Origin of the sequence: Thioclava sp. NG1 (genome assembly GCF_003122275.1) — a bacterium.
Classification (GTDB): Bacteria; Pseudomonadota; Alphaproteobacteria; order Rhodobacterales; family Rhodobacteraceae; genus Thioclava; species Thioclava nitratireducens.
In genome coordinates this window covers 1-21,013 of record NZ_QFBB01000018.1, presented here as the reverse complement: position 1 = coordinate 21,013, position 21,013 = coordinate 1, and the positions used below count along the sequence as shown (strand labels likewise).

Below are 21,013 nucleotides of genomic sequence, written 5' to 3'. Positions count from 1 at the left end.
CAATCTTCATCAGCGCAGTCCCCAACGGTTTGTTTCGTTGCCCGAAAGTGGCACGAGGGCCTCGTCCCTTCTCGGTATAACCGGGACAGGTTAACTAAAATAACGATTTTCGATAGCATTGATTAGGACTGACCTAAGTCATTCCACTATTCTCCCTGGAGCATTGGTGATCAGTGAGAGCATCGGACAAACAGAGCAGCCAATGATGGTCTTCATCGTCGAAGTTGTCTGTGGTCAGGTGACCTTGGTCATCACTCGAACTTTCAATCTCGCGCACAGTCCTAGATCCATGTAAAACTAACGTTCCATTTCCAACGACAATTTCAGAAACATAGTTTGACACTCCCTGCCCTCCCTCTACGCGCCCGCCGCCGCGCACTCGGCCACACTCAGGCAGCTGTCGCCTCAGCAGCGGGCATCAGCACCCCGGCCTTGCGCAATCTAGAGACCGGCCGCGGCGCGATTGGCTCGCTTGCGCGGGTGTTGCCGGTTCTCGAACTGCGCTGGTCTTGGGTGGACGGTGCAGCTGTCGGCCCGGCGCTGGCGGAGCGGCGGCGCGCCGCCGGTCTGAGCCAGAGCGCGCTGGCTATCCGGGTCGGGTGCTCGCGGCCGACCATCCATGTGCTAGAACGCGATCTGACGGGGCGGATCGAGACGTTGCTACGGGTCTTAGGCGTGCTGGGCCTTCGAACAGCGGTCAGAGAGCTACCGCGTGCCAGCAAGCCCGGGCTCGTGCCAATGCGGAACGCACCGGAGCGGGATCGCGTGATGACGCCCCCTGCCCTCGCCGCCACGATCATCGCGCATTTCGCCGATCGGATCTCGGGACATATGCTCGATCCGGCGCGGGGTTCGGGGGCATTCTACGATCAACTGCCCGAGCATCTCGACCGCTCCTGGTGCGAGGTGGAAGACGGGCGTGACTTCCTCGACTGGGAGACAGCGGTCGACTGGATCATCACCAACCCGCCCTGGTCGAAGATTCGAGCGTTTACGCAGCACGCGATGATGGTGGCCGATCATATCGTCTGGCTGGTGCCGATCGTGAACATCACGACCAAGGCACGGCTGCGGGATCTTCGGGACCATGGCTTCGGGATCGCGGAGCTGGTGCTGATCGACACGCCACGCGATTGGCCGCAGAGCGGGTTCCAGCTGGTCGCGGCCTATCTGAAGCGTGGCCACGCGGGTGACTGGCGGATCTCGCGGCTGGATGCGTTGGCTCAGGACTGAGCGATCAACGCGCCGCTGTCACCGGCGCGGCCTTGGCAAAGATTGCGTGAGATCGGAGATCGGTCCAGACTGCGGCTCAACGAACCTGCCACAGACCGCGCCGCAGTCCACAGGCGACACCGCGCCCACCGAGAGAGGTCACCCCCATGACTGAGACCGCCGCAGATCAGAGGGCAGCTGTCGGGCTCAAGGCCTATGGTCGCATCATCGCGCAATGGGGGCTGTCCGCGCCGGAGGCCGCCGCGCTCGTCGGGCTGAACGAGGCTGACTTGGGCCGGGCGCGCGATCCTGATGAGACCATTAGCCTCACCGAAGATCAGGTGCTGCGGCTCTCGGCGGTTCTCGGGATCTACAAGGCGCTCGGCACCTATTTCGAGGATCCGATCGCGCGCCTCTGGATGACGCGGGCCAATGCCGGGCCGCTCTTCGCAGGCGCGCGGCCGGTCGATGTCGCGATCGAAGGCGGATTGCCAGCCTTGCTCGAGATCCGGCGCGCGAGCGAGGGCGTCGCGATGGGGCTCTGACCGCCGCCGCTCTCGAACCACCCCGCCCCGCATAGGTCCAGCACACCGATCCCATCCCAGCACATCGCCTTGTCTGCGGCGCGCGCCCGGGGCGGGCCGTTTGCATCTCGTCGCGCGCTGGTGCGACGCTTTGGCAAGGATGGCGTGCCATCCGCGCAGTTGGGTCGAGATCCCGCGCCAGCGGATTTCGACCCGACGGAGCGCCTCCCCGGCGTAAGGGGCAGACGATGGTAGCTTTAGCTACCTACAGTCTGTCGCTGTATCTAGCCCACACCGGGGCCGTTTTCGAAATAGAATTTCGCAAACGTTATCAGCATCCTAGGTTATCCCCACCTTCGCTTCAAGAGGACCGGATTCCGTTTCGGATTTTCGCTGGGCCTGTATAAATGAGCAGCCATGATCGCAATTGAAGAGGTGCGCCGTGGCCTACCAGTTCGTCCATATTCAGACTTACAGCCTCAAGCCGACCTTGGTTCAGAGAACGAAGGATCACTACAACGACCTCAATCAGGTCTTCGGCGAGGCGCTGCGAGACCAGCGATATTCCAGGCACATCGCGACGCCCCGCCCGCCTCAGATCCTGACTGGCTTCGGCTTGATCGCCCCGGCTGAGCTGCGTCGTCTCCATGATGCGCATCGGACCGAGATCCGGGAAACCGTGCGCAAGAAAGGCGGTGGCAGCTACGAGCGGGGGCTGAAGACGGACGCACCGACGCTCTACACGGAAATCCATTCCCACCCGATCACCTCAGCTGAGTATCTTGGCGGCTCGGAAGAGATCATCGCCGAGATCGAGACATGGGCCGATCGCCTGCTGAGGGATTTCCGGGCAAGAATGCCTGAAGACCTCTCCGCCTCGGCGGTGATGCATCTCGACGAGAAATATGTCCATATCCACGTCCTCGCCGTCAATTTGACAGATCCGAAACTCAGCGCGAACAAGCTGCATGTGGGCAAGGTCGCAGCCGCAGCATTGCGCACCGCCCATGGTCCTGCTGAGGCACTCACCTCCCTGCCCCGTCCGGAGCCTCTTTCGCGACCGTTGAAACCCAAGCGCCCGAAGCCGTCGAAGAACCGTGTGACGCAGGCCCGGCGCATGAGCCTCTATGAGGAGCAGATCGCTGCGTGGCAGGAGCGCTGCGCCGAGATCGAGCGGCAAAACTCCGAGGCTCTCGCGACTTGGACCTTCGAGAATGACCGTCACATGCACAAGGCGCGCAAAAACAAAACTGAGAAGAACTCTGAAAAGGCGGCCTATGAGGCCGCGATGGCGTCCTTTCAGGACGACTATTACGAGGCCGTCGGCAAACCCTGTGGCCTGCTGCGCCACGGCCCCCGGAACGCGCGGCTCTCTACGGTGCAATATGCGGAGCGCAAGGCGCATGCACGCCATATTGCGAAGGTTGAAGCCGCACAGCGGGAATTGGATCTTTCGAACAAGACAAAAGCGGAAAGGTTGGAGAAAGAGGAAAAGGCGTTGGGCAAACAGGTCGATACTTTGAAGGAGAGGTTGCAGCGGATCGAAACGGAGAACGAAAAGCTCGTGCGGCGAAAACAGAAGGTCGACGCGCAAGAAGACGAGATTGCCGAGCGGGAGAACGCCGCAGAGCTTCGCGAGCAGGTCGCGACGCGGAAGCTTCAGGAGTCGGAGGCCGGTCTCAAGACGATGCGCGACATGCTGGACATGGTCGAGGATGGGCGGTTTCTGGAGATGAATGAACCGGATCAGTTCCTCCATCGGGCCCCGAAGTTTCTGCAACAGATCGCAGCGACAGAGCCTGACGAACGCAGCACTGTCCAGAAGATGGTCATCCGCTTCGCAGGCCTGTTGCAACGCGTCGTCACGGCGATGGGCGGCGGCCCGGAAAAGGTGCCACCCGAGATCAACAGGGGGCCGGAGCTGTGAGCCCTACCCGGCTCGCCTACCACGGAGCGTTTGGGTGAAATCTGCACCCGCCTCGCACCTTTGGTCACGACCTGCCGCGCTCACCAGACCACCGCTTGAAGCGTGCTGGCGGCCGGTCTCAGCCGAAAGTGACCGAAACCTCAGTCGACACGCATAGGCGGGCGCGTTGAGGTCGAGAGGACAGAACGATCCTGAACAAGCGGTAGAAGAGAAGACGCCAATGCCTGTAATCGAAGCTGCGCTCGATACAGCTTCTGCTGCACGCGCCACCGCCCTTTCGCATTACTTCGGCAAGTAGCCGTTCTCTTTGAGATAGTCCGTCAAAAGCTTCTCAATCAACGATGTGAGCGACCGTTGATCATCCATTGCAGCGCGATCCGCCGCATCCTTCAAGGTCGGAGTGATCCGGAGATTAACTTGCTTGGTCTTCGGCTCTCGCGACATTTTTGTATATACATCCTCTTTACGTCCCAGAATTCGGTGTATATACAAATGCTATACGCCGAAACCGGCCCTCGCCAATGGTTGCAACATCGACGAGGACCGCCAATCCCTGCTCTTTCGTGGAGACCAGACAATGACTACTCAAGCCAATACCACTCTCAACGGTAACGTCAAAGCGCCTGAGCGCCACCCGCCTCTGAAGACCGAGCTGTTCGACGAGAACGCTTCGTTCATCGTCTCGCGCGCCTGAGCGCCCTTCCCGTCCATCACTGCCCAGAATGACCGACCTGCGCCATCTCTTAGACGCAGCGCGTGTCTCTATGCGCTTACTTCAGAGGCAACCATGACTCACAACGTTTCTACCCCCACCCCGCAGTCGCCCTTTGTCATTCCTCCCGGGAACCACCCCCCTCTTTATATTCCGCGTCGTTCGCGGTCCGCGCCAGCGGAGGAGTGGCACGAGGTATCCGGCGAAATCCATGACGCGTGGATCGAGATCGCGATGGATAAGGGCTTTCGCATCGATCGCCGAGTGCGCGATCGCTATCACGTCGTCCTCGAATGTGAGGAATGCGGAGCGCATGTTGCACAGAAGCTCTTCACCCTGCGCACCGCAAGTGTCGCCTGCACAGCGTGTGAGGATGCTCGGCGACGCGAAGCAGCGAGGTTGGCCGGTCTTAATTTCCTCGGCTACGACATCGCCGACGCCAGTTACGGTTTCTATGAGGCAAGCTGTGGCCACACCTTGCGCCGACAGTTCGAGCTCGTCGGACGGGCTGCTCGAGGCGAAGTGGAAGCGCGCTGCGAGATTTGCCACCTCGCGCGCGAAGAAGACGAAGCGATCGAGAGAGGTTGGGAGCGGCTCGGCGCGGATCTTGCGAATGACCCGAATTACCGCATGTATCGGCACGAATGCGGCCATGAACAACGGGTTGCACGCGCCAACATGCAGAGTGGACATGTCGATTGTGGTGCCTGCGGCGCATCCTGGTCTGCGCGATCTTCCGTCATTTATCTCCTCGATATCCGACACGGCGAGGATCATGTGTTGAAGTTGGGCTACAGCAATGACCCCGAGCGCCGCCACCGCTATCAGCTCGGCATTCCCAAAGATGCTTCGGTGACGATCCTGCGACAGGTCGAAATGAAATCGGGAAGCGTTGCCTGCTCCGCAGAGAAGACAATGCACGGCACCCTTACGCGTCACCTCACCGAAGCGGTCGTGCCGCAAACGGAGTTCGGGCATCTCCTGAATACGACTGGCGAAGTATATCGTCCCTGGGCCCGCCCCGAGATTGAGAGTCTTCTCGATGCAGTCGTGCTCGCGCAGGCCAGCGGCGGGGTTAAGGTCTAAGAACCTCTCGCTAGCTTTCTTCCCTTTCCCACCCCGGCTCTTGCCGGGGTGCATCTCCTCTCTGCCTGGAGCTGCCTTATGAAAAGAACCAAAATCACCCCCGCGCCGCCTTGGGCACCCTTCGCCGAACACGTCATCGCCCGGCTTCGGTTGCGCCATGCGCTGATCTTAGACAGCGCATGCGAAAATCCTGGAGAATGGGAGTCCAGTTTCGCGGAGGACACCAATGGGCCCGCGCCCGTTGAGGATTGGGAGACCGTGGGGAACTCTACTGGAGAAAACTCATCATGTCGCTCACCAGCCTCCGACCGCGTGGCGCCGAACAGGGGCGCCACCGGCGAAGGTGACAAAAAAATGGGACCCAGCGACGAACCTGACGAAGACCCGGCCGACATCGCGATCCCGACGAACGAACTCTTGATCGCCCTGCAACTTGCGGCCGCATTCGGGAACGAGACCGAGTTCCGCGAGCAACTCGCTCAAGGAGCGATCACCGTTCTCCACGGGCTCCACACGGATGACATCAAATTCCTGACGTCCGTCATTGAAGACGCGATGTTGCCACCGGGTTGGGCACTCGAAAGAGTCGTTCGCGGCTCGCCGCACCAAACGCTTCTCTTCGCGGAAAGCGGTGTTGGGGCCGCACTCCTCCCGGAGCGGCTCGCGCTTCGTGCCCCGCTCTTCATTGCCCATATCGCCTCCCGCGATTTGCCCAATGCCTACCTGCGTCCGCCCTGCAAACAGGTCACGTTCCGACCGCCTGACGCGGATGTTTTGATGTTTCTGCTGCGTGCGAGCCGCGGGGACATGGAAGCGATCGACGAAGAGGCAATTCGCGCCACTCTGCCCTCGCCCGAAGCGATGGCCAAATTCAGTCGCGAGCAGTGGTTGATTGCACTACGTGCACCGACAGCCCACGCGGTCGCTGAGCGGTTCGCAGGCTTCACCGAGAACCGCGCAGGAAAGTCTTTCTCGGGAAGGGTCCTACCTGATCTTGAGGCCATGGCAAAACGCACTCCGGTTCACGCGGAAGCGTGGCGGATGGTGCGAGATCTCGCTGCCTGGAAGGCAGGAGAGGTCGACTGGTCGGAACTTACACGCTCGCTTCTCCTTCATGGCGCACCCGGGACCGGCAAGACTTGGATTGCCCAAGCGATGGGCAAAAGCGCCGGCGTCGCCTTGGTGCAGACCAGTTTCGCGGAATGGCAAGCCGAAGGACACCTCGGTCACATGCTGGCCGCTATGCGGAAAAGTTTTGCCGAGGCGCGCGCGGCGGCGCCTTGCGTCATGTTCATCGACGAGATCGACGCCGTGGGCAGTCGCGAAGATCGTGATCCGCGCAATAGAAACTATCGCGACCAGGTCATCAACGCATTCCTTGAAGAAGTCGATGCGCTCTCCCGCGAACCAGGCGTCCTGCTTGTCGGTGCCTGCAACTACCCTACCCGCATTGATCCAGCGATCTTGCGACCGGGACGCTTCGACGTGTCGCTCGAAGTGCCGCTACCTGATCGTCACTTCCTGGAAGCCATGCTGCGTGACGCGCTGGCTGGAACGTTAACCGACGCGGATTTCGCAGAACTCTCGCGCGTCGCCATCGGACACACGCCTGCCTCGCTCGACGCTGCGATCCGGGCGGCAAAATCCGAAGCTAGGCACAGTGGCCGAATGCTCGATGCACCGATGCTGCGGACGTTTCTGGGGCATGGCGAAGAGACATCAGGAGACCTGAAGCGTATCGCCATGCACGAAGCTGGGCACGCTGTCGTCGCCGATCTTCTTCGTCCCGGCTCAGTTCGCAGGGTCCAAGTTTCGCCACTTCATGGCTTTATCGAGCGTGCGCCCGCCCCCGTTTCGATGCTGCTTGCTGACATCGAAGACCAAGTCGTAGCACTCCTTGCCGGCCGAGCCGCAGAGCACGTCCTTCTCGGCACAGTGTCGAACGGATCCGGAGGTGGGGATCGATCTGACCTCGCGCTTGCAACCGAACTCTGCATGGCTATCGAGCATAGATACGGAATGGGAAGCGACGGCTTACTGTGGAGCCCTGAAGACGTTCTCACCGTTGGGAGCCCGCGCGCGCTTCGTTCGCACGTCCGAAAACGGCTGGACACCGCATGGCAGCGCGCATGCGATTTGGTTCGTGAGAATACCCTAGCGGTGGAGCGGGTAGGAAATGCGCTTATCGGCGAACGCGAGCTTTGCGGCGAAACCCTTCACGAGCTCACTACTGAAGCAAGCGAGCCAGACGGATCAGAGCGCAAACGGGCTCAGCCTGTTGTTGAATAGTCAGCGATCACCCAGAATGGGAGAGGTTGCCTAACAAGGCCGAGGCCGGGTGGGACCCGTCCTATTTTTTGACCGGTTCGGCCCGTTGCTGCCGTTGCTGAATGCTTCAGCGAATGTCCGTTATTAGCCCGCATCTCCAGCGGCGCCGCGGCTCGAAAAGTGCAGATGTAGGGGCTCGTAGGTCGTATCGTGCCCAAAGGACCGGCTGTTTCCGTGTTCCTCGTTCGTTTCAGGGCGCGCTCCGCTTGCGCCGGTCGGACAATGTGTTCGCCCGTCGCGCTGAGACGATCGAAAGGGCCCGCGGAGGCGGAAAAGTAGAAAATTTGAAGCAAGATTGCATTGGATAGAGGCGACGGCCACTAAGGTTTTCCCTGAGCCTTCAAGAGCAAGGATCGTCGATCAGCCGCGAGGGCTTGGCGAAAGCGCGAAGCCTTTGCGCATCGGTGATCGTCACACCGCTCCCTTCGATTTCGACGCCGTAAGGCCTCAATTGACGGATTGCGCGGCTCAGGTTCTCCGGTGTCATCCCGAGGTAGGATGCCAAGCGCCGTTTCTCGATCCCGAGCTCGAATTCATCCGCCTTGTCTTCGTTTGCGTGGCGATGAAGAAGGTAGTTGGCCAAACGCTCGAGAGACGTGCGGAGTTTGAGGTTCTTGGTGGTCCGCACGATCCCGCGATATCCGTGCGCCAGTTCCGTGACCACATTGCGCGCGAATGTCGGGTCGGCGTCGAAGATCGCGCGCACGTCCTCCGACGGCACCAAAATGACACGCGATTTCTCGAGCGTGCGCGCGGACATCAGGTAGGGCGCCGCTTTGACGGTCGCCGCGACGATGAAGGTCGAGACAGGCTGCAAGGTCGCCATTGTCGTCTCGCGCCCGTTCCATGTCGCGAACAGTTCCACCGATCCGCCGGTGACGACGTGAAGGAAATCGCTCGTTTCGCCCTCGGTGAACAGCTCGATCTGCGGAGGGAAATTCTGCACATAGGCCCCGCGGATCAATGCGGAAAAGTTCTCGTCATCCATTCCGGAGAAGAGTTGGAGGTTGCGAATCTCGCTGGCTTCGTCGTCGCTCAAACGGATGGCCATGTTTCACCTCTCATCGTGCCTGACATATTTAGCTTGATAAATATCACGCCGTCGATTGTCACCTGTCCGCGATCGTATTGATATGCGTTTTTTGCAGGCATGATGCTTGCCGCCCGCTGATTTATTTTGACCCTTCATGCTTAACGGTTTGATTTCGATCAACCAGTTCCAGTCTCCCTCCCTGTTGATCTGTCCGCAACCGGACCGGCGGTTCACGTCGGCCAAACTTCGGAGAGAGACAATGCATACACTCGAAGGAGTCACGCGCTCGGACCAATATCGGGCACTGGGGCTCAGCACATTCGCCTTCACCGTCTGCTTCGCGGTCTGGACGATCTTCTCGATCATCGGCGTGAAGATCAAACAAGAGCTCGGGTTGTCCGATACCCAATTCGGGCTGCTGGTCGCGACGCCGGTTCTGACCGGGTCAATCAGCCGTATCTTCCTTGGCGTCTGGACCGAGCAGTTCGGCGGCCGGATCATGTTTCCGCTGCAGATGCTCATCACCGCTGTCGCCGTCTGGCTGCTGGCCACGGTTCACAGCTACGAGGTATTCCTTATCGCGGCGCTCGGGCTCGGCCTCGCTGGCGGGTCCTTCATCGTGGGCGTCGCCTACACGTCTCGCTGGTTCGAGAAAGAGCGTCAGGGCACTGCCTTGGGCATCTTCGGTGCGGGAAACGTCGGGGCCGCGGTGACGAACTTCGCCGCGCCGTTCCTCGTCGTCGCGCTCGGTTGGGAGGGTACCGCGAAAGTCTACGCTCTGGTTCTCGCCGCGACGGCGGTGGTTTTCTACCTGACCTCGAAGACCGACCCAGTGCAGCAGGAACGCAAGAAGACCGGGGCCAAGCCGGTGTCGGCAGGCGACCAACTCGCGCCCCTCAAGAATATCCAGGTCTGGCGCTTCGCAATCTACTATTTCTTCGTATTCGGCGGCTTTGTCGCGCTCGCCTCGTTCCTGCCGCGCTATTACGTCGGCGCTTACGGGCTGCCGCTCACGACGGCCGGCGTCTTCGCTGGCTTCTACTCCCTGCCCGGGTCCGTGTTCCGCGCCCTCGGCGGTTGGATGTCGGATAAATGGGGCGCACGCTTCGTGATGTATCTGACCTTCCTCGTCTCGCTCGTGCTGCTGTTCGTGATGAGCTACCCCGAGACCAGCTACACGGTCGTGGGCATCCACAGCCCGATCTCGTTCACCTTCGGTCTCAACGCGACGATGTTCATGGTCATGACCGTGATCCTCGGCTTCGTGATGAGCCTCGGGAAAGCGGCGGTCTACAAGCACATCCCGGTTTACTATCCGCATCATGTGGGAGCCGTCGGCGGTCTCGTCGGCATGATCGGGGGACTGGGCGGTTTCTTCCTGCCCATCAGCTTCGGCTTCCTCCTCGATCGGACAGGTGTCTGGACGGCGCCCTTCATGCTTCTCTTCGTGCTGGTCCTCGTCTCGGTGATCTGGATGCACGTCGCCATTCGCCGCATGGAACACGCCCGGCACCCCGGCCTCAAAGGAGAGAAGTATCTCTCCGACGTGCCCGACGAGCCGTTCGCGAAGTCGATGCCCTGATGCTCGTGACGGGCTGTCCATCGGGTAGCCCGTCTCTCCCCTCGCACATTTCTCAAGGAGCCACTCCAATGGCCACGACAATAGCAACTTCCGGTCAGAGCGGACACGTGCTGACCGACTGGCGTCCCGAGGATCCGGAGTTCTGGAAAACCCGCGGGCACGCAATCGCCACCCGCAACCTGTGGATCTCGATTCCTGCCCTTCTCCTCGCCTTCTCGGTCTGGATGGTGTGGTCCGTCGTCGTCGCCAAGCTTCCCGCGATCGGCTTCGACTACTCGACCGGACAGCTGTTCTGGCTGGCGGCACTGCCCGGGCTGTCGGGCGCGACCCTGCGCATTTTCTACAGTTTCATGATCCCGATCTTCGGCGGACGCAAATGGACGGCGTTCTCGACCGCGACGCTGCTGCTGCCCGCGCTCGGTATCGGGTTCGCGGTGCAGAATCCCGAGACTCCCTATGTCGTCTTCCTGCTGCTCGCGCTGCTCTGCGGTTTCGGTGGCGGAAACTTCGCCTCCTCGATGGCCAATATCGCATATTTCTACCCCAAGAAGACCAAGGGGAACGCGCTGGCTCTCAATGCGGGCCTCGGCAATGCGGGTGTCTCGGTGATGCAGTTCGTCGTGCCGATCGTGATCACCACGGGCGTCTTCGGCTCCCTCGGCGGCGCGCCGCAGCAATTGTCGGCAGGGGGTGAGCTCTTCCTGCAGAACGCCGGCTTCGTATGGGTGCCCTTCATCGTTCTTTCGGCGATCGCGGCATGGTTCGGAATGAATGACATCGCATCGGCCAGCGCTTCGTTCAAACAGCAATCGGTGATCTTCTCGCGCTTCCACAACTGGGTGATGTGCGTCCTCTATACTGGCACGTTCGGAAGTTTCATCGGCTATTCCGCGGGCTTCCCGCTGCTCATGAAGACGCAGTTTCCCGAAGTGGACGTGCTGCAATTCGCCTTCCTCGGGCCGCTCGTGGGTGCGCTGAGCCGGGCCGGCACGGGTTGGATTTCCGACAAGTTCGGTGGCGGTCGGGTGACCTTCTGGACCTTCGTCGGCATGATCGTCGCCGTCTGGGGCGTGCTGCAGTTCCTGCCCTCGGCCGGTGACGCCGGTAGCTTCTGGGGCTTCTTCGCCTGCTTCATGGCGCTGTTCTTCCTGACCGGCGTGGGCAATGCCTCGACCTTCCAGATGATCCCCTCGATCATGCGTCAGGAAGTGCCGCGTCTGAACCCGCATCTCGACGCGGCCGCCACGCTCAAGCAATCGGAGCTGGAGAGCTCGGCGATCATCGCCTTCACCTCGGCGATCGCGGCCTACGGCGCCTTCTTCATCCCGAAATTCTACGGCACGTCGATCAGCCTGACCGGCGCTCCCAACGCAGCTCTGTGGGGCTTCATGATCTTCTACGCAATCTGCGTGGTGGTGACCTGGTTCTTCTACAGCCGCAAGGGCGCCTCCGTTCCCTGCTGACACGACCGGCGCGCGCCGTGTCGTCCCGCGGCGCGCGCTTCAAACCCATTTCCGCAAGGAGACGCGACATGAGCCACTTGCTCGACAGACTTAATTTCCTGCAATCCAAGGAGTTGGAGCAGTTCTCCGACGGCCACGGGCAGGTGACCCGCGAAGACCGTAAATGGGAAGAGACCTATCGGTCCCGCTGGCGTCACGACAAGATCGTCCGCTCGACCCACGGTGTGAACTGCACCGGGTCTTGCAGCTGGAAGATCTACGTGAAGTCGGGGATCGTGACATGGGAGACCCAGCAGACCGATTACCCGCGCACGCGTCCCGGATTGCCCAACCACGAACCGCGCGGCTGTGCCCGCGGCGCCTCCTATAGCTGGTATCTCTATTCCGCCGCGCGGATGAAGCACCCGATGGTGCGCGGCAAGCTGCTGAAAATGTGGCGCGAGATGCGCAAGACGAAGTCGCCGATCGAAGCCTGGAGTTCGATCCAGAGCGACCCCGTGCTGCGCGCCGAATACACCAAGGCGCGCGGCAAGGGCGGTTTCGTCCGCGCAAGCTGGGACGAGGCCACCGAGATCGCGGCGACCGCCAATGCCTATACCGCGAAGACCTATGGCCCCGACCGCGTCTTCGGCTTCTCGCCGATCCCCGCTATGTCGATGGTCAGTTACGCCGCCGGCGCGCGCTACCTCTCGCTGCTGGGGGGCACCTGCCTGTCCTTCTACGACTGGTACTGCGACCTTCCGCCTGCCTCGCCGCAGACCTGGGGCGAGCAGACCGACGTGCCGGAGTCGGCCGACTGGTACAACGCGGGCTTCCTGCTGATCTGGGGCTCTAACGTGCCGCAGACCCGCACGCCGGACGCGCATTTCTACACCGAGGCCCGCTATCGCGGCACCAAATCCGCCGTGATCTGCCCCGACTACTCGGAAGCCTCCAAGTTTGGTGACATCTGGCTCAACCCGAGGCAGGGCACGGACAGTGCGCTCGCCATGGCGATGGGGCACGTGATCCTGCGCGAATATCACCTCGACCGGCAGGCCGAGTATTTCGAGGATTACGCGCGGCGCTATTCGGACATGCCGATGCTGGTGGTGCTCGACGAGCAGGACGGCCGCCACGTCCCCGGCAAGCTGCTGCGTGCGTCCGATCTCGACGGCGCGTTGGGCGAGGCGAATAATCCCGACTGGAAAACTGTCGCCCATGACGAAACCTCCGGCAATCTGGTCGTGCCCAACGGATCGATCGGTTTCCGCTGGGGCGAAGAGGGCAAATGGAACCTCGAGGACCGCGCCGGTGCGTGCGAAACGCGTCTGCGCCTGAGCCAGGTGATGGAAGAGGACCACGATGAGGTGGTCGGGGTCGATTTCCCTTATTTCGGCGGCGCGGCCACCGAGAATTTCGTCAAGTGCCAGCATCCCGAGGTGCTCACTCGCAACGTGCCGGTGAAGAAGGTCACGCTCGCCAATGGCCGCGAGGCCATGGTCGCCACCGTGTTCGACCTGCTCTGTGCCAATTACGGTCTCGACCGGGGGCTGGGCGGCGACTGGGTGAGCCACGATTTCGCCGATGACCTGCCTTACACCCCCGCCTGGGCGGAGAAGATCACCGGCGTGTCGGCCGACAAGATCATCGCCGTGGCCCGCGAGTTCGCGACCAATGCCGAGAAGACGCATGGCAAGTCCATGGTGATCCTCGGGGCCGGTCTGAACCACTGGTACCACATGGACATGAACTACCGCGGCATCATCAACCTGCTGGTGATGTGCGGCTGTGTCGGTCAGGAAGGTGGTGGCTGGAGCCACTACGTGGGGCAGGAGAAGCTGCGTCCGCAGACCGGCTGGCTGCCGCTGGCCTTCGGCCTCGATTGGTCGCGCCCGCCGCGGCAGATGAACGGCACGTCGGCCTTCTACGCCCATACCGACCAGTGGCGCTACGAGACACTGGGTGTGCGCGAAATTCTCTCGCCGACGGCGCCCAAGGGCGACTGGGACGTGTCGCTGATCGACTACAACATTCGCGCGGAACGGATGGGCTGGCTGCCTTCGGCACCGCAGCTCAAGACCAACCCGCTCGAGGTCACGAAAGCCGCGAAAGCCGCCGGGATGGATCCGAAGGACTACGTAGCCGAGAAGCTCAAGTCGGGCGACTTGCAGATGTCTTGCGAGGACCCGGACGCGCCCGAGAACTGGATGCGCAACCTGTTCGTGTGGCGGTCGAACCTTCTCGGGAGCAGCGGCAAGGGGCATGAATACTTCATCAAGCACTTGCTGGGCACCGATAATGGCGTGATCGGCAAGGATCTCGGCGAAGAGGGCGGCTCGAAGCCCACCGAGGCCGTCTGGCGTGACGAAGCACCCGAAGGCAAGCTGGACCTGCTGGTCTGCATCGACTTCCGGATGTCGACGACGGCCGTCTACTCGGATGTCGTGCTGCCGACGGCGAGCTGGTACGAGAAGAACGACCTCAACACCTCCGATATGCACCCATTCATCCACCCGCTGCAGGCGGCCGTGGACCCGGCCTACGAGAGCAAGTCCGACTGGGAGATCTTCAAGGCGATCGCGAAGAAATTCCAGGAGGTGGCGCCGGAGGTTCTGGGTGTCGAGACCGACATCGTTCAGGCTCCGATCCTGCACGACACGGCGGGCGAACTTGCCCAGCCGGAGGTGCGAGACTGGAAGAAGGGCGAGTGCGACCTGATCCCGGGGAAGACTGCGCCGAACTACGTCACAGTCGAGCGCGACTACACCACGCTCTATGATCGGTTCGTTGCGGTGGGGCCGCTGCTCGACAAGCTCGGCAACGGCGGCAAGGGCATCGGCTGGAAGACTGAGCACGAGGTGGAGGCGCTGCGCAAGCTCAACGGTGTCTGGGAAGACGGTCCCGCCAAGGGTTGCGCGAAGATCGTGACGGATATCGATGCGGCCGAGGTGATCCTGATGCTCGCCCCCGAAACCAACGGCGAGGTGGCGGTGAAGGCGTGGGAAGCGCTCGAGAAGCCCACGGGCCGCGCGCACAAGCATCTCGCCGAGGGGCAGGCGCACACCAAGATCCGCTTCCGCGACATCGCCGCGCAGCCGCGCAAGATCATCTCGTCGCCGACCTGGTCGGGCATCGAGAGCGAGGAGGTCTGTTACAATGCGGGCTACACCAACGTCCACGAACTGATCCCGTGGCGCACCCTGACGGGCCGCCAGCAGCTCTATCAGGATCACCTGTGGATGCGTGCCTTCGGAGAGGGCTTCGTGTCCTATCGCCCGCCGGTCGACCTCAAGACGGTGACGCAGGAGGTGGTCGCGGGCGACGAGAAGCATGTCGTGCTCAACTTCATCACGCCGCACCAAAAGTGGGGCATCCACTCCACTTATTCGGACAACCTGCTGATGCTCACGCTGAACCGCGGCGGGCCAGTGGTCTGGATCTCGGAGACCGACGCCAAGAAAGCCGGGATCGAGGATAACGACTGGATCGAGGCCTACAACGTGAACGGCGCCCTGACCGCCCGCGCGGTCGTCTCGCAGCGGATGAAGGAGGGCACGATCTTCATGTATCACGCCCAGGAGAAGATCGTGAACACGCCCGGCTCGCAGAAGACCGGCCTGCGCGGAGGCATCCATAACTCGGTGACCCGCGCGACGCTCAAGCCCACGCACATGATCGGTGGCTACGCCCAGCTTTCCTACGGGTTCAACTACTACGGCACCGTGGGTGCGAACCGCGACGAATTCGTCGTGGTCCGCAAGATGAAGAAGATCGACTGGCTCGATGAGCCCGCTACCCAGGAGGCAGCAGAATGAGAGTCCGCGCACAAATCGGCATGGTGCTGAACCTCGACAAATGCATCGGGTGTCACACCTGCTCCGTGACCTGCAAGAACGTCTGGACCAGCCGCGATGGCGTTGAATACGCTTGGTTCAACAATGTGGAAACGAAGCCCGGCACGGGCTACCCGACCGACTGGGAGAACCAGAAGCGCTGGAACGGCGGCTGGAAACGCACCTCATCGGGCAAGCTGATGCCGCGGCAGGGGTCGAAGTGGCGGATCGTGGCGAATATCTTCGCCAATCCCGACCTGCCCGAGATCGACGACTATTACGAGCCGTTCGATTTCGACTACGAGCACCTCGCCAACGCGCCCGAGATGAAGGCGTTTCCGACCGCACGCCCGCGCTCGAAGATCACCGGAGAGCGGATCGAGAAGATCGAAAAGGGCCCGAACTGGGAGGAAATCCTCGGCGGTGAATTCTCGAAACGCTCGAAGGACTACAACTTCGAGGGCGTCCAGAAGGAAATCTACGGGGAATACGAAAACACCTTCATGATGTACCTGCCGCGCCTGTGTGAGCATTGCCTCAACCCGGCCTGCGCGGCGTCCTGCCCCTCGGGCGCGATCTACAAGCGCGAGGAAGACGGCATCGTCCTGATCGATCAGGAAAAGTGCCGCGGCTGGCGGATGTGTGTTTCGGGCTGTCCCTACAAGAAGGTCTATTACAACTGGTCGACTGGGAAATCCGAGAAATGCACCCTGTGCTATCCGCGGATCGAAAGCGGCAACCCTACCGTGTGCTCGGAGACCTGCGTGGGCCGCATCCGGTATCTGGGCGTCATGCTCTATGATGCCGACAAGATCGAGAAGGCGGCGAACGCGCCGTCCGAGCAGCAGCTCTATGACGCGCAACTGGACGTTTTCCTCGACCCCAACGATCCGGCGGTGATCGAGGCCGCGCGTGCCGATGGCATTCCCGAGGACTGGATCAAGTCGGCGCAGCAAAGCCCGATCTGGAAGATGGCGATGGAGTGGAAGGTCGCCTTCCCGCTGCATCCCGAATACCGGACGCTGCCGATGGTCTGGTATATTCCGCCGCTCTCGCCGATCCAGAACGCCGCCGAGGCTGGCTCGATCGGCATGGATGGCGCGATGCCGGACGTGAAGAGCCTGCGTATTCCGCTGCGCTATCTCGCCAACATGCTGACTGCTGGGGACGAGGCGCCCATCGCGACCGCGCTCGAGCGGATGCTGGCGATGCGGGCCTACATGCGTGCCAAGACCGTCGACGGCGTTCGCGACGAAGGCATCGCGGCGCGTGTCGGCCTCTCGGGGCGGGTGATCGAGGATATGTACAAGATCATGGCCCTTGCCGACTACGAGGATCGCTTCGTGATCCCGACCACGCATCGCGAACAGGTCGAGGATGCCTACGACCTGCGCGCGGGCACCGGGTTCACTGATTGCAACGGCTGCTCGACCGGCATCTCGAAGGGTTCGCTCTTCGGTGGGTCGAAACGTCCGCTCAAGATGCCGCAGGAGGTGCAGTGATGGCGCATCAACCCAATGACCGCACGCTCAAGGCCTTCTCGGTCCTGTTGAGCTATCCGACGATCGAGCTGCAGCGCGCGGCGCCGGAAATCGGGGGCGTTCTCGCCTCCGAAACCCGGTTGACCGCTGCGGCGCGGCGCGCGTTGCGGCCGCTCGTCGAGGAAATCGGCGAACGCGATATCTACGCGCTCGAAGAGACCTATGTGATGCTCTTCGACCGCTCGCGCAGCCTCTCGCTCAACCTCTTCGAGCATGTCCACGGAGAGAGTCGCGACCGGGGAGGCGCCATGGTCGATCTGCTCGAGACCTACCGCGCCGCCGGTTTCGAACCGGCGACGACCGAATTGCCCGACCACCTGCCGGTTCTTCTGGAGTTTCTGTCGACCCGACCGGCGCAGGAGGCGAGCGATATGCTGGCCGACGCAGCGCATATCCTCGCCGCGATCGGCGAACGGCTGGCCAAACGCGAAAGCGCCTATGCCGCGGTGTTCGAGGCCCTCGTGCAGATGTCCGGTGCAACGGCCGACAAAGACGCGGTGGCCGAGATCCTCGCGCGGCCCGATCCGTCCCCCACCGATCTCGAGGAGATCGACAAGATCTGGGAAGAAACCGAGGTGACCTTCGGTCCAGACCCGAATGCCGGCTGCCCGCAAGTGCGGGACATGCTCGCGCAAATGGACTCGCCCACACAGCACCGCGCCAAGACCGCGGCGGAATGACGGAGGCACAGATGAATACGTTTTTCTTCGGGATTTATCCCTATATCGCACTGTCCGTGATGTTCCTGGGCTCCATCGCCCGTTACGAACGTGACCCCTTCACGTGGAAAACCTCGTCGAGCCAGATGCTGCGGCGGCGGCACTTCGTTATCGCATCGATCCTGTTCCACGTCGGCGTTCTGGTGATCTTCGCGGGGCACCTCGTAGGGCTTCTGACCCCGATCTGGGTCTTCGACATGCTGCATGTCAGCCATGGTGCCAAGCAGATCCTCGCCATGGTCGCTGGCGGCATCGCCGGGGTGATGGCGCTCATCGGCGGCGGGATGCTGATGTATCGTCGCTGGACCGATCCGCGCATCCGCTTGACGTCAAGCTTTGCCGATATCGGCATTCTTGCACTGCTTTTGGTGCAGTTGCTGCTCGGGCTCGGAACAGTGCCGGTCAGCTGGCAGCATGCCGACGGTCACGAGATGGTCAAGTTCATGACCTGGGCGCAGATGATCTGGACCTTCCAGCCGGGCGCTGCCAACTATGTCGCGGGCGCGGCGCTCGTGTTCAAGCTGCACATCGTTCTGGGACTGACCATCTTCCTGCTGGTCCCGTTCACGCGGCTCGTTCACATCGCCTCGGGTATCTTCGCGCCGCTGCGTTACCTGCTGCTGCGCCCCGGTTACCAGATCGTGCGGTCCCGTCGCGCATCCGCTCTGCCAGAACGCGACGCCACCGTCGTCAAGAAACCGCGCATCGTCGCGGCGAAGCAACCCTCGGCTGCGGAGTGAATAACATGACCAAACCGCTCTTTCCCGACGTCGTCGTGAACGGCCAGACGATCCCTTCCGCGGCAATCGCTGCGGAAGCCCAACACCATCGCGGCCCGAGCAAGAAGCCCGGCATCGCCTGGCGTCGGGCCGCAAATGCGCTCGCGATCCGGGCGTTGCTCTTGCAGGAAGCGGCGCGGCGTGCGCTTGTCGCCGATCCGCAGGAAGTCGCCCCGGGACAAACCGAGACCGAGGACGAGGCACTCATTCGTGCTCTTCTCGAAGATGCCGTGGAGGTTCCCGTTCCCTCCGAGGAGGCGATCCGCGCCGAGTGGGAGCGGGACCCGACCCGTTTCCGCACGCCGCCGCTCTGGGAAGCCGCCCATATCCTGATCGCTTGCGACCCGCGCGACGCGGCTCAGCGCGAGGCGACAGCCGCCCGCGCGCGCGCTCTGGCGAAAGAGGCGGTGGCAAACCCGAAAAGCTTCGCGCGCTTGGCCAAGGAGAACAGCGATTGTTCATCTCGGGGCGAGGGCGGGTTCCTCGGCCAGCTCGGGCCCGGCGATACAGTCCCTGAATTCGAGCAGGCCCTGCGTGCACTTCGCGAAGAGGAGATCACCGCCGAGCCGGTGCTGAGCCGCTTCGGCTGGCACGTAATCCGGCTCGATGCAGCGGCCGAAGGTGCACCGCTGCCCTACGAGACCGTGCGTCCGCGCATTGCCGAAGCGATGGAGAAGGCGGCATGGACCCGCGCCGTGCGCGGCTTCGTTGGCGAGTTGGCCGCCCGGGCGGAGGTCTCCGGCGTCGAGCTGGCGGCATAAGGCGAACGCGATGCTGAGTGACCTCTTCAAGCGCAACCGCACCTGGTCGGAACGCCGCAAGGCCGAAGAGCCGAGTTACTTCTCGCGTCTCGCGACGCGCCAGAACCCGGAGTTTTTCTGGGTCGGCTGCGCCGACAGCCGTGTGCCTGCGAATGTCGTGGCCGGGCTCGATCCCGGCGAGGTCTTCGTCCACCGTAATGTCGCCAACGTCGTGCATTCCTCGGACATGAACCTGCTGAGCGCACTCGAATTCGCCGTCGAAAGTCTCGGTATCCGCGAGATAATCGTCTGCGGCCATTACGGCTGCGGTGGGGTCAAGGCGGCGACCGAGGATATGCTGGGCGGTCTGACAGATCACTGGCTCGAGCCCATTCGTCGCCTGGCGCGCGCTTACGCGATCGATCTTGGCCAACTGGCCGAGATCGAAGCCCGACGCGACAGGCTGGCGGAGCTCAATGTGATCGAGGGGGTGCGGCGTATTGCTGAGACACCAATACTTCAGCGCGCTTGGGCCGCCGGCGAGCCAGTCAAGGTTCACGGACTAATCTATGGCCTCAAGGACGGCGTGCTTGCCGATCTTGACTGCACGATCACCCGCGCCAGTGTTTTCGGTGAGGATGTTCCGCACCTTAGTGCTGCAGCGGATTGAACGGAAAGGACAAAAGATGTTTCCCATTGCCGCTATCGAAAGCCCCGGTCGGGGCGACGCGGACTTCATGATGGCGCGATTTGCGCGACAGACGATTTCGCGAGGACTTCGCGTGTATGGCGTTGTGCAGGTCAATATCGATCGACCCCAAAGCCACGCTTGCGACATGGACATCCAGGTCCTGCCCAATGGACCCGTTCTGTCGATTTCTCAGGCCCTCGGCGCGGGATCTCGCGGATGCCGTCTTGATCCCCGCGCGCTCGAGACCTCCGTCGCGGCGGTGTCGCGCAGTCTCGCCGACGGGGCCGATCTGCTCGTGGTGAACAAGTTCGGCAAAATGGAAGCCCAAGGACGCGGGTTTCGGCCGGTTATCGCGGAGGCGATCTCGCGGGGCATTCCCGTCCTCGTCGGCATCAACGGTCTGAACGGGCCCGCCTATGACGCGTTTACGGGCGGATACGGGTGCCGTCTTCCGTTCTCAATTGATGCGATAAGCAACTGGTTTGACGACGCGCGCGGTCTTGTCGGAACTTGAGGGAACTTCGAGAACCCCTCATCCCGGCGGCTACCAAGGTGGCATTTGAGGCTACGTCGCAGACCCCGACGGCCACATCGGGAGATCGCTTGAAATCCGGCTCGGCCGATCGGCGGAGAAGGTTAACCCGCCTTCGGGATGCGAGGGCGTCTTAGCCTGCCCGCAAGGGCGTCCAGGACTCTCAGGCATTTTACGACGCGCGCGAATAGCGCACACCCTCCGGCACATGCTGATCGAAAACCGAAGCAATCATCCGTGTTAACGGTCGACCTTCCGTTGCAATGCTGATGCGCTTTCCCGTAAGCCTTGCGAATGGCGCGAAGCGCGTGGCCATTTCCGTCAGGCAC

At 62.0% G+C, this 21,013-nt stretch carries 15 protein-coding genes; 14 read left to right on the top strand and 1 reads right to left on the bottom strand.

Annotation, left to right across the window (positions count from 1 at the left end; translation table 11 throughout):
* The first annotated feature begins 336 nt into the window (after nucleotides 1–336).
* From DEM26_RS19705 to DEM26_RS19685, 5 genes are all read left to right on the top strand, one after another.
* Entirely contained in the window at nucleotides 337–1,233 is an 897-nt protein-coding gene (locus DEM26_RS19705) for a helix-turn-helix transcriptional regulator (RefSeq protein WP_109173252.1), read from the top strand.
* A gap of 146 nt (nucleotides 1,234–1,379) precedes the next feature.
* Nucleotides 1,380–1,757 (top strand): antitoxin Xre-like helix-turn-helix domain-containing protein, encoded by a 378-nt coding sequence (locus DEM26_RS19700; RefSeq protein WP_109173251.1) that lies wholly within the window; start codon nucleotides 1,380–1,382, stop codon nucleotides 1,755–1,757.
* Between the two features lie 421 nt (nucleotides 1,758–2,178).
* A complete protein-coding gene (locus tag DEM26_RS19695) occupies nucleotides 2,179–3,663 on the top strand; it encodes a Mob protein (RefSeq protein WP_109173250.1) in 1,485 nt (494 codons plus the stop codon).
* Nucleotides 3,664–4,450: 787 nt separating this feature from the next.
* Complete coding sequence (locus tag DEM26_RS19690) at nucleotides 4,451–5,461, top strand: hypothetical protein (protein ID WP_141104873.1); 1,011 nt, start codon at nucleotides 4,451–4,453, stop codon at nucleotides 5,459–5,461.
* Between the two features lie 78 nt (nucleotides 5,462–5,539).
* Entirely contained in the window at nucleotides 5,540–7,750 is a 2,211-nt protein-coding gene (locus DEM26_RS19685; protein ID WP_109173249.1) for an AAA family ATPase, read from the top strand.
* Between the two features lie 379 nt (nucleotides 7,751–8,129).
* On the opposite strand, the gene DEM26_RS19680 is transcribed toward DEM26_RS19685, so the two are convergent.
* Entirely contained in the window at nucleotides 8,130–8,840 is a 711-nt protein-coding gene (locus tag DEM26_RS19680; RefSeq protein ID WP_109173248.1) for a helix-turn-helix domain-containing protein, read from the bottom strand.
* Between the two features lie 241 nt (nucleotides 8,841–9,081).
* Between DEM26_RS19680 and DEM26_RS19675 the strand changes: the two genes are divergently transcribed.
* The 9 genes from DEM26_RS19675 (at nucleotide 9,082) to DEM26_RS19635 (ending at nucleotide 20,666) form a co-directional block, all read left to right on the top strand.
* A complete protein-coding gene (locus tag DEM26_RS19675; protein WP_075777303.1) occupies nucleotides 9,082–10,404 on the top strand; it encodes an MFS transporter in 1,323 nt (440 codons plus the stop codon).
* Nucleotides 10,405–10,472: 68 nt separating this feature from the next.
* Nucleotides 10,473–11,867, top strand: coding sequence for a NarK family nitrate/nitrite MFS transporter (locus tag DEM26_RS19670; RefSeq protein ID WP_075777302.1), 1,395 nt, complete (start codon nucleotides 10,473–10,475; stop codon nucleotides 11,865–11,867).
* Between the two features lie 68 nt (nucleotides 11,868–11,935).
* A complete protein-coding gene (locus DEM26_RS19665) occupies nucleotides 11,936–15,664 on the top strand; it encodes a nitrate reductase subunit alpha (RefSeq protein WP_109173247.1) in 3,729 nt (1,242 codons plus the stop codon).
* Entirely contained in the window at nucleotides 15,661–17,184 is a 1,524-nt protein-coding gene (gene narH / locus DEM26_RS19660; RefSeq protein ID WP_075777300.1) for a nitrate reductase subunit beta, read from the top strand. The genes DEM26_RS19665 and narH overlap by 4 nt, the downstream gene beginning before the upstream one ends.
* Nucleotides 17,184–17,903, top strand: coding sequence for a nitrate reductase molybdenum cofactor assembly chaperone (narJ, locus tag DEM26_RS19655; protein WP_088726048.1), 720 nt, complete (start codon nucleotides 17,184–17,186; stop codon nucleotides 17,901–17,903). Before narH ends, narJ begins: the two co-directional genes overlap by 1 nt.
* Before the next feature lie 11 nt (nucleotides 17,904–17,914).
* Complete coding sequence (gene narI, locus DEM26_RS19650; RefSeq protein ID WP_109173246.1) at nucleotides 17,915–18,682, top strand: respiratory nitrate reductase subunit gamma; 768 nt, start codon at nucleotides 17,915–17,917, stop codon at nucleotides 18,680–18,682.
* Nucleotides 18,683–18,687: 5 nt separating this feature from the next.
* Nucleotides 18,688–19,482, top strand: coding sequence for a peptidylprolyl isomerase (locus tag DEM26_RS19645; RefSeq protein ID WP_109173245.1), 795 nt, complete (start codon nucleotides 18,688–18,690; stop codon nucleotides 19,480–19,482).
* A gap of 10 nt (nucleotides 19,483–19,492) precedes the next feature.
* Nucleotides 19,493–20,131: a carbonic anhydrase gene (locus DEM26_RS19640; RefSeq protein WP_075777296.1), complete on the top strand. Its 639-nt coding sequence runs from the start codon at nucleotides 19,493–19,495 to the stop codon at nucleotides 20,129–20,131.
* A gap of 16 nt (nucleotides 20,132–20,147) precedes the next feature.
* A complete protein-coding gene (locus tag DEM26_RS19635) occupies nucleotides 20,148–20,666 on the top strand; it encodes a DUF2478 domain-containing protein (protein ID WP_109173244.1) in 519 nt (172 codons plus the stop codon).
* Nucleotides 20,667–21,013: the final 347 nt, after the last annotated feature.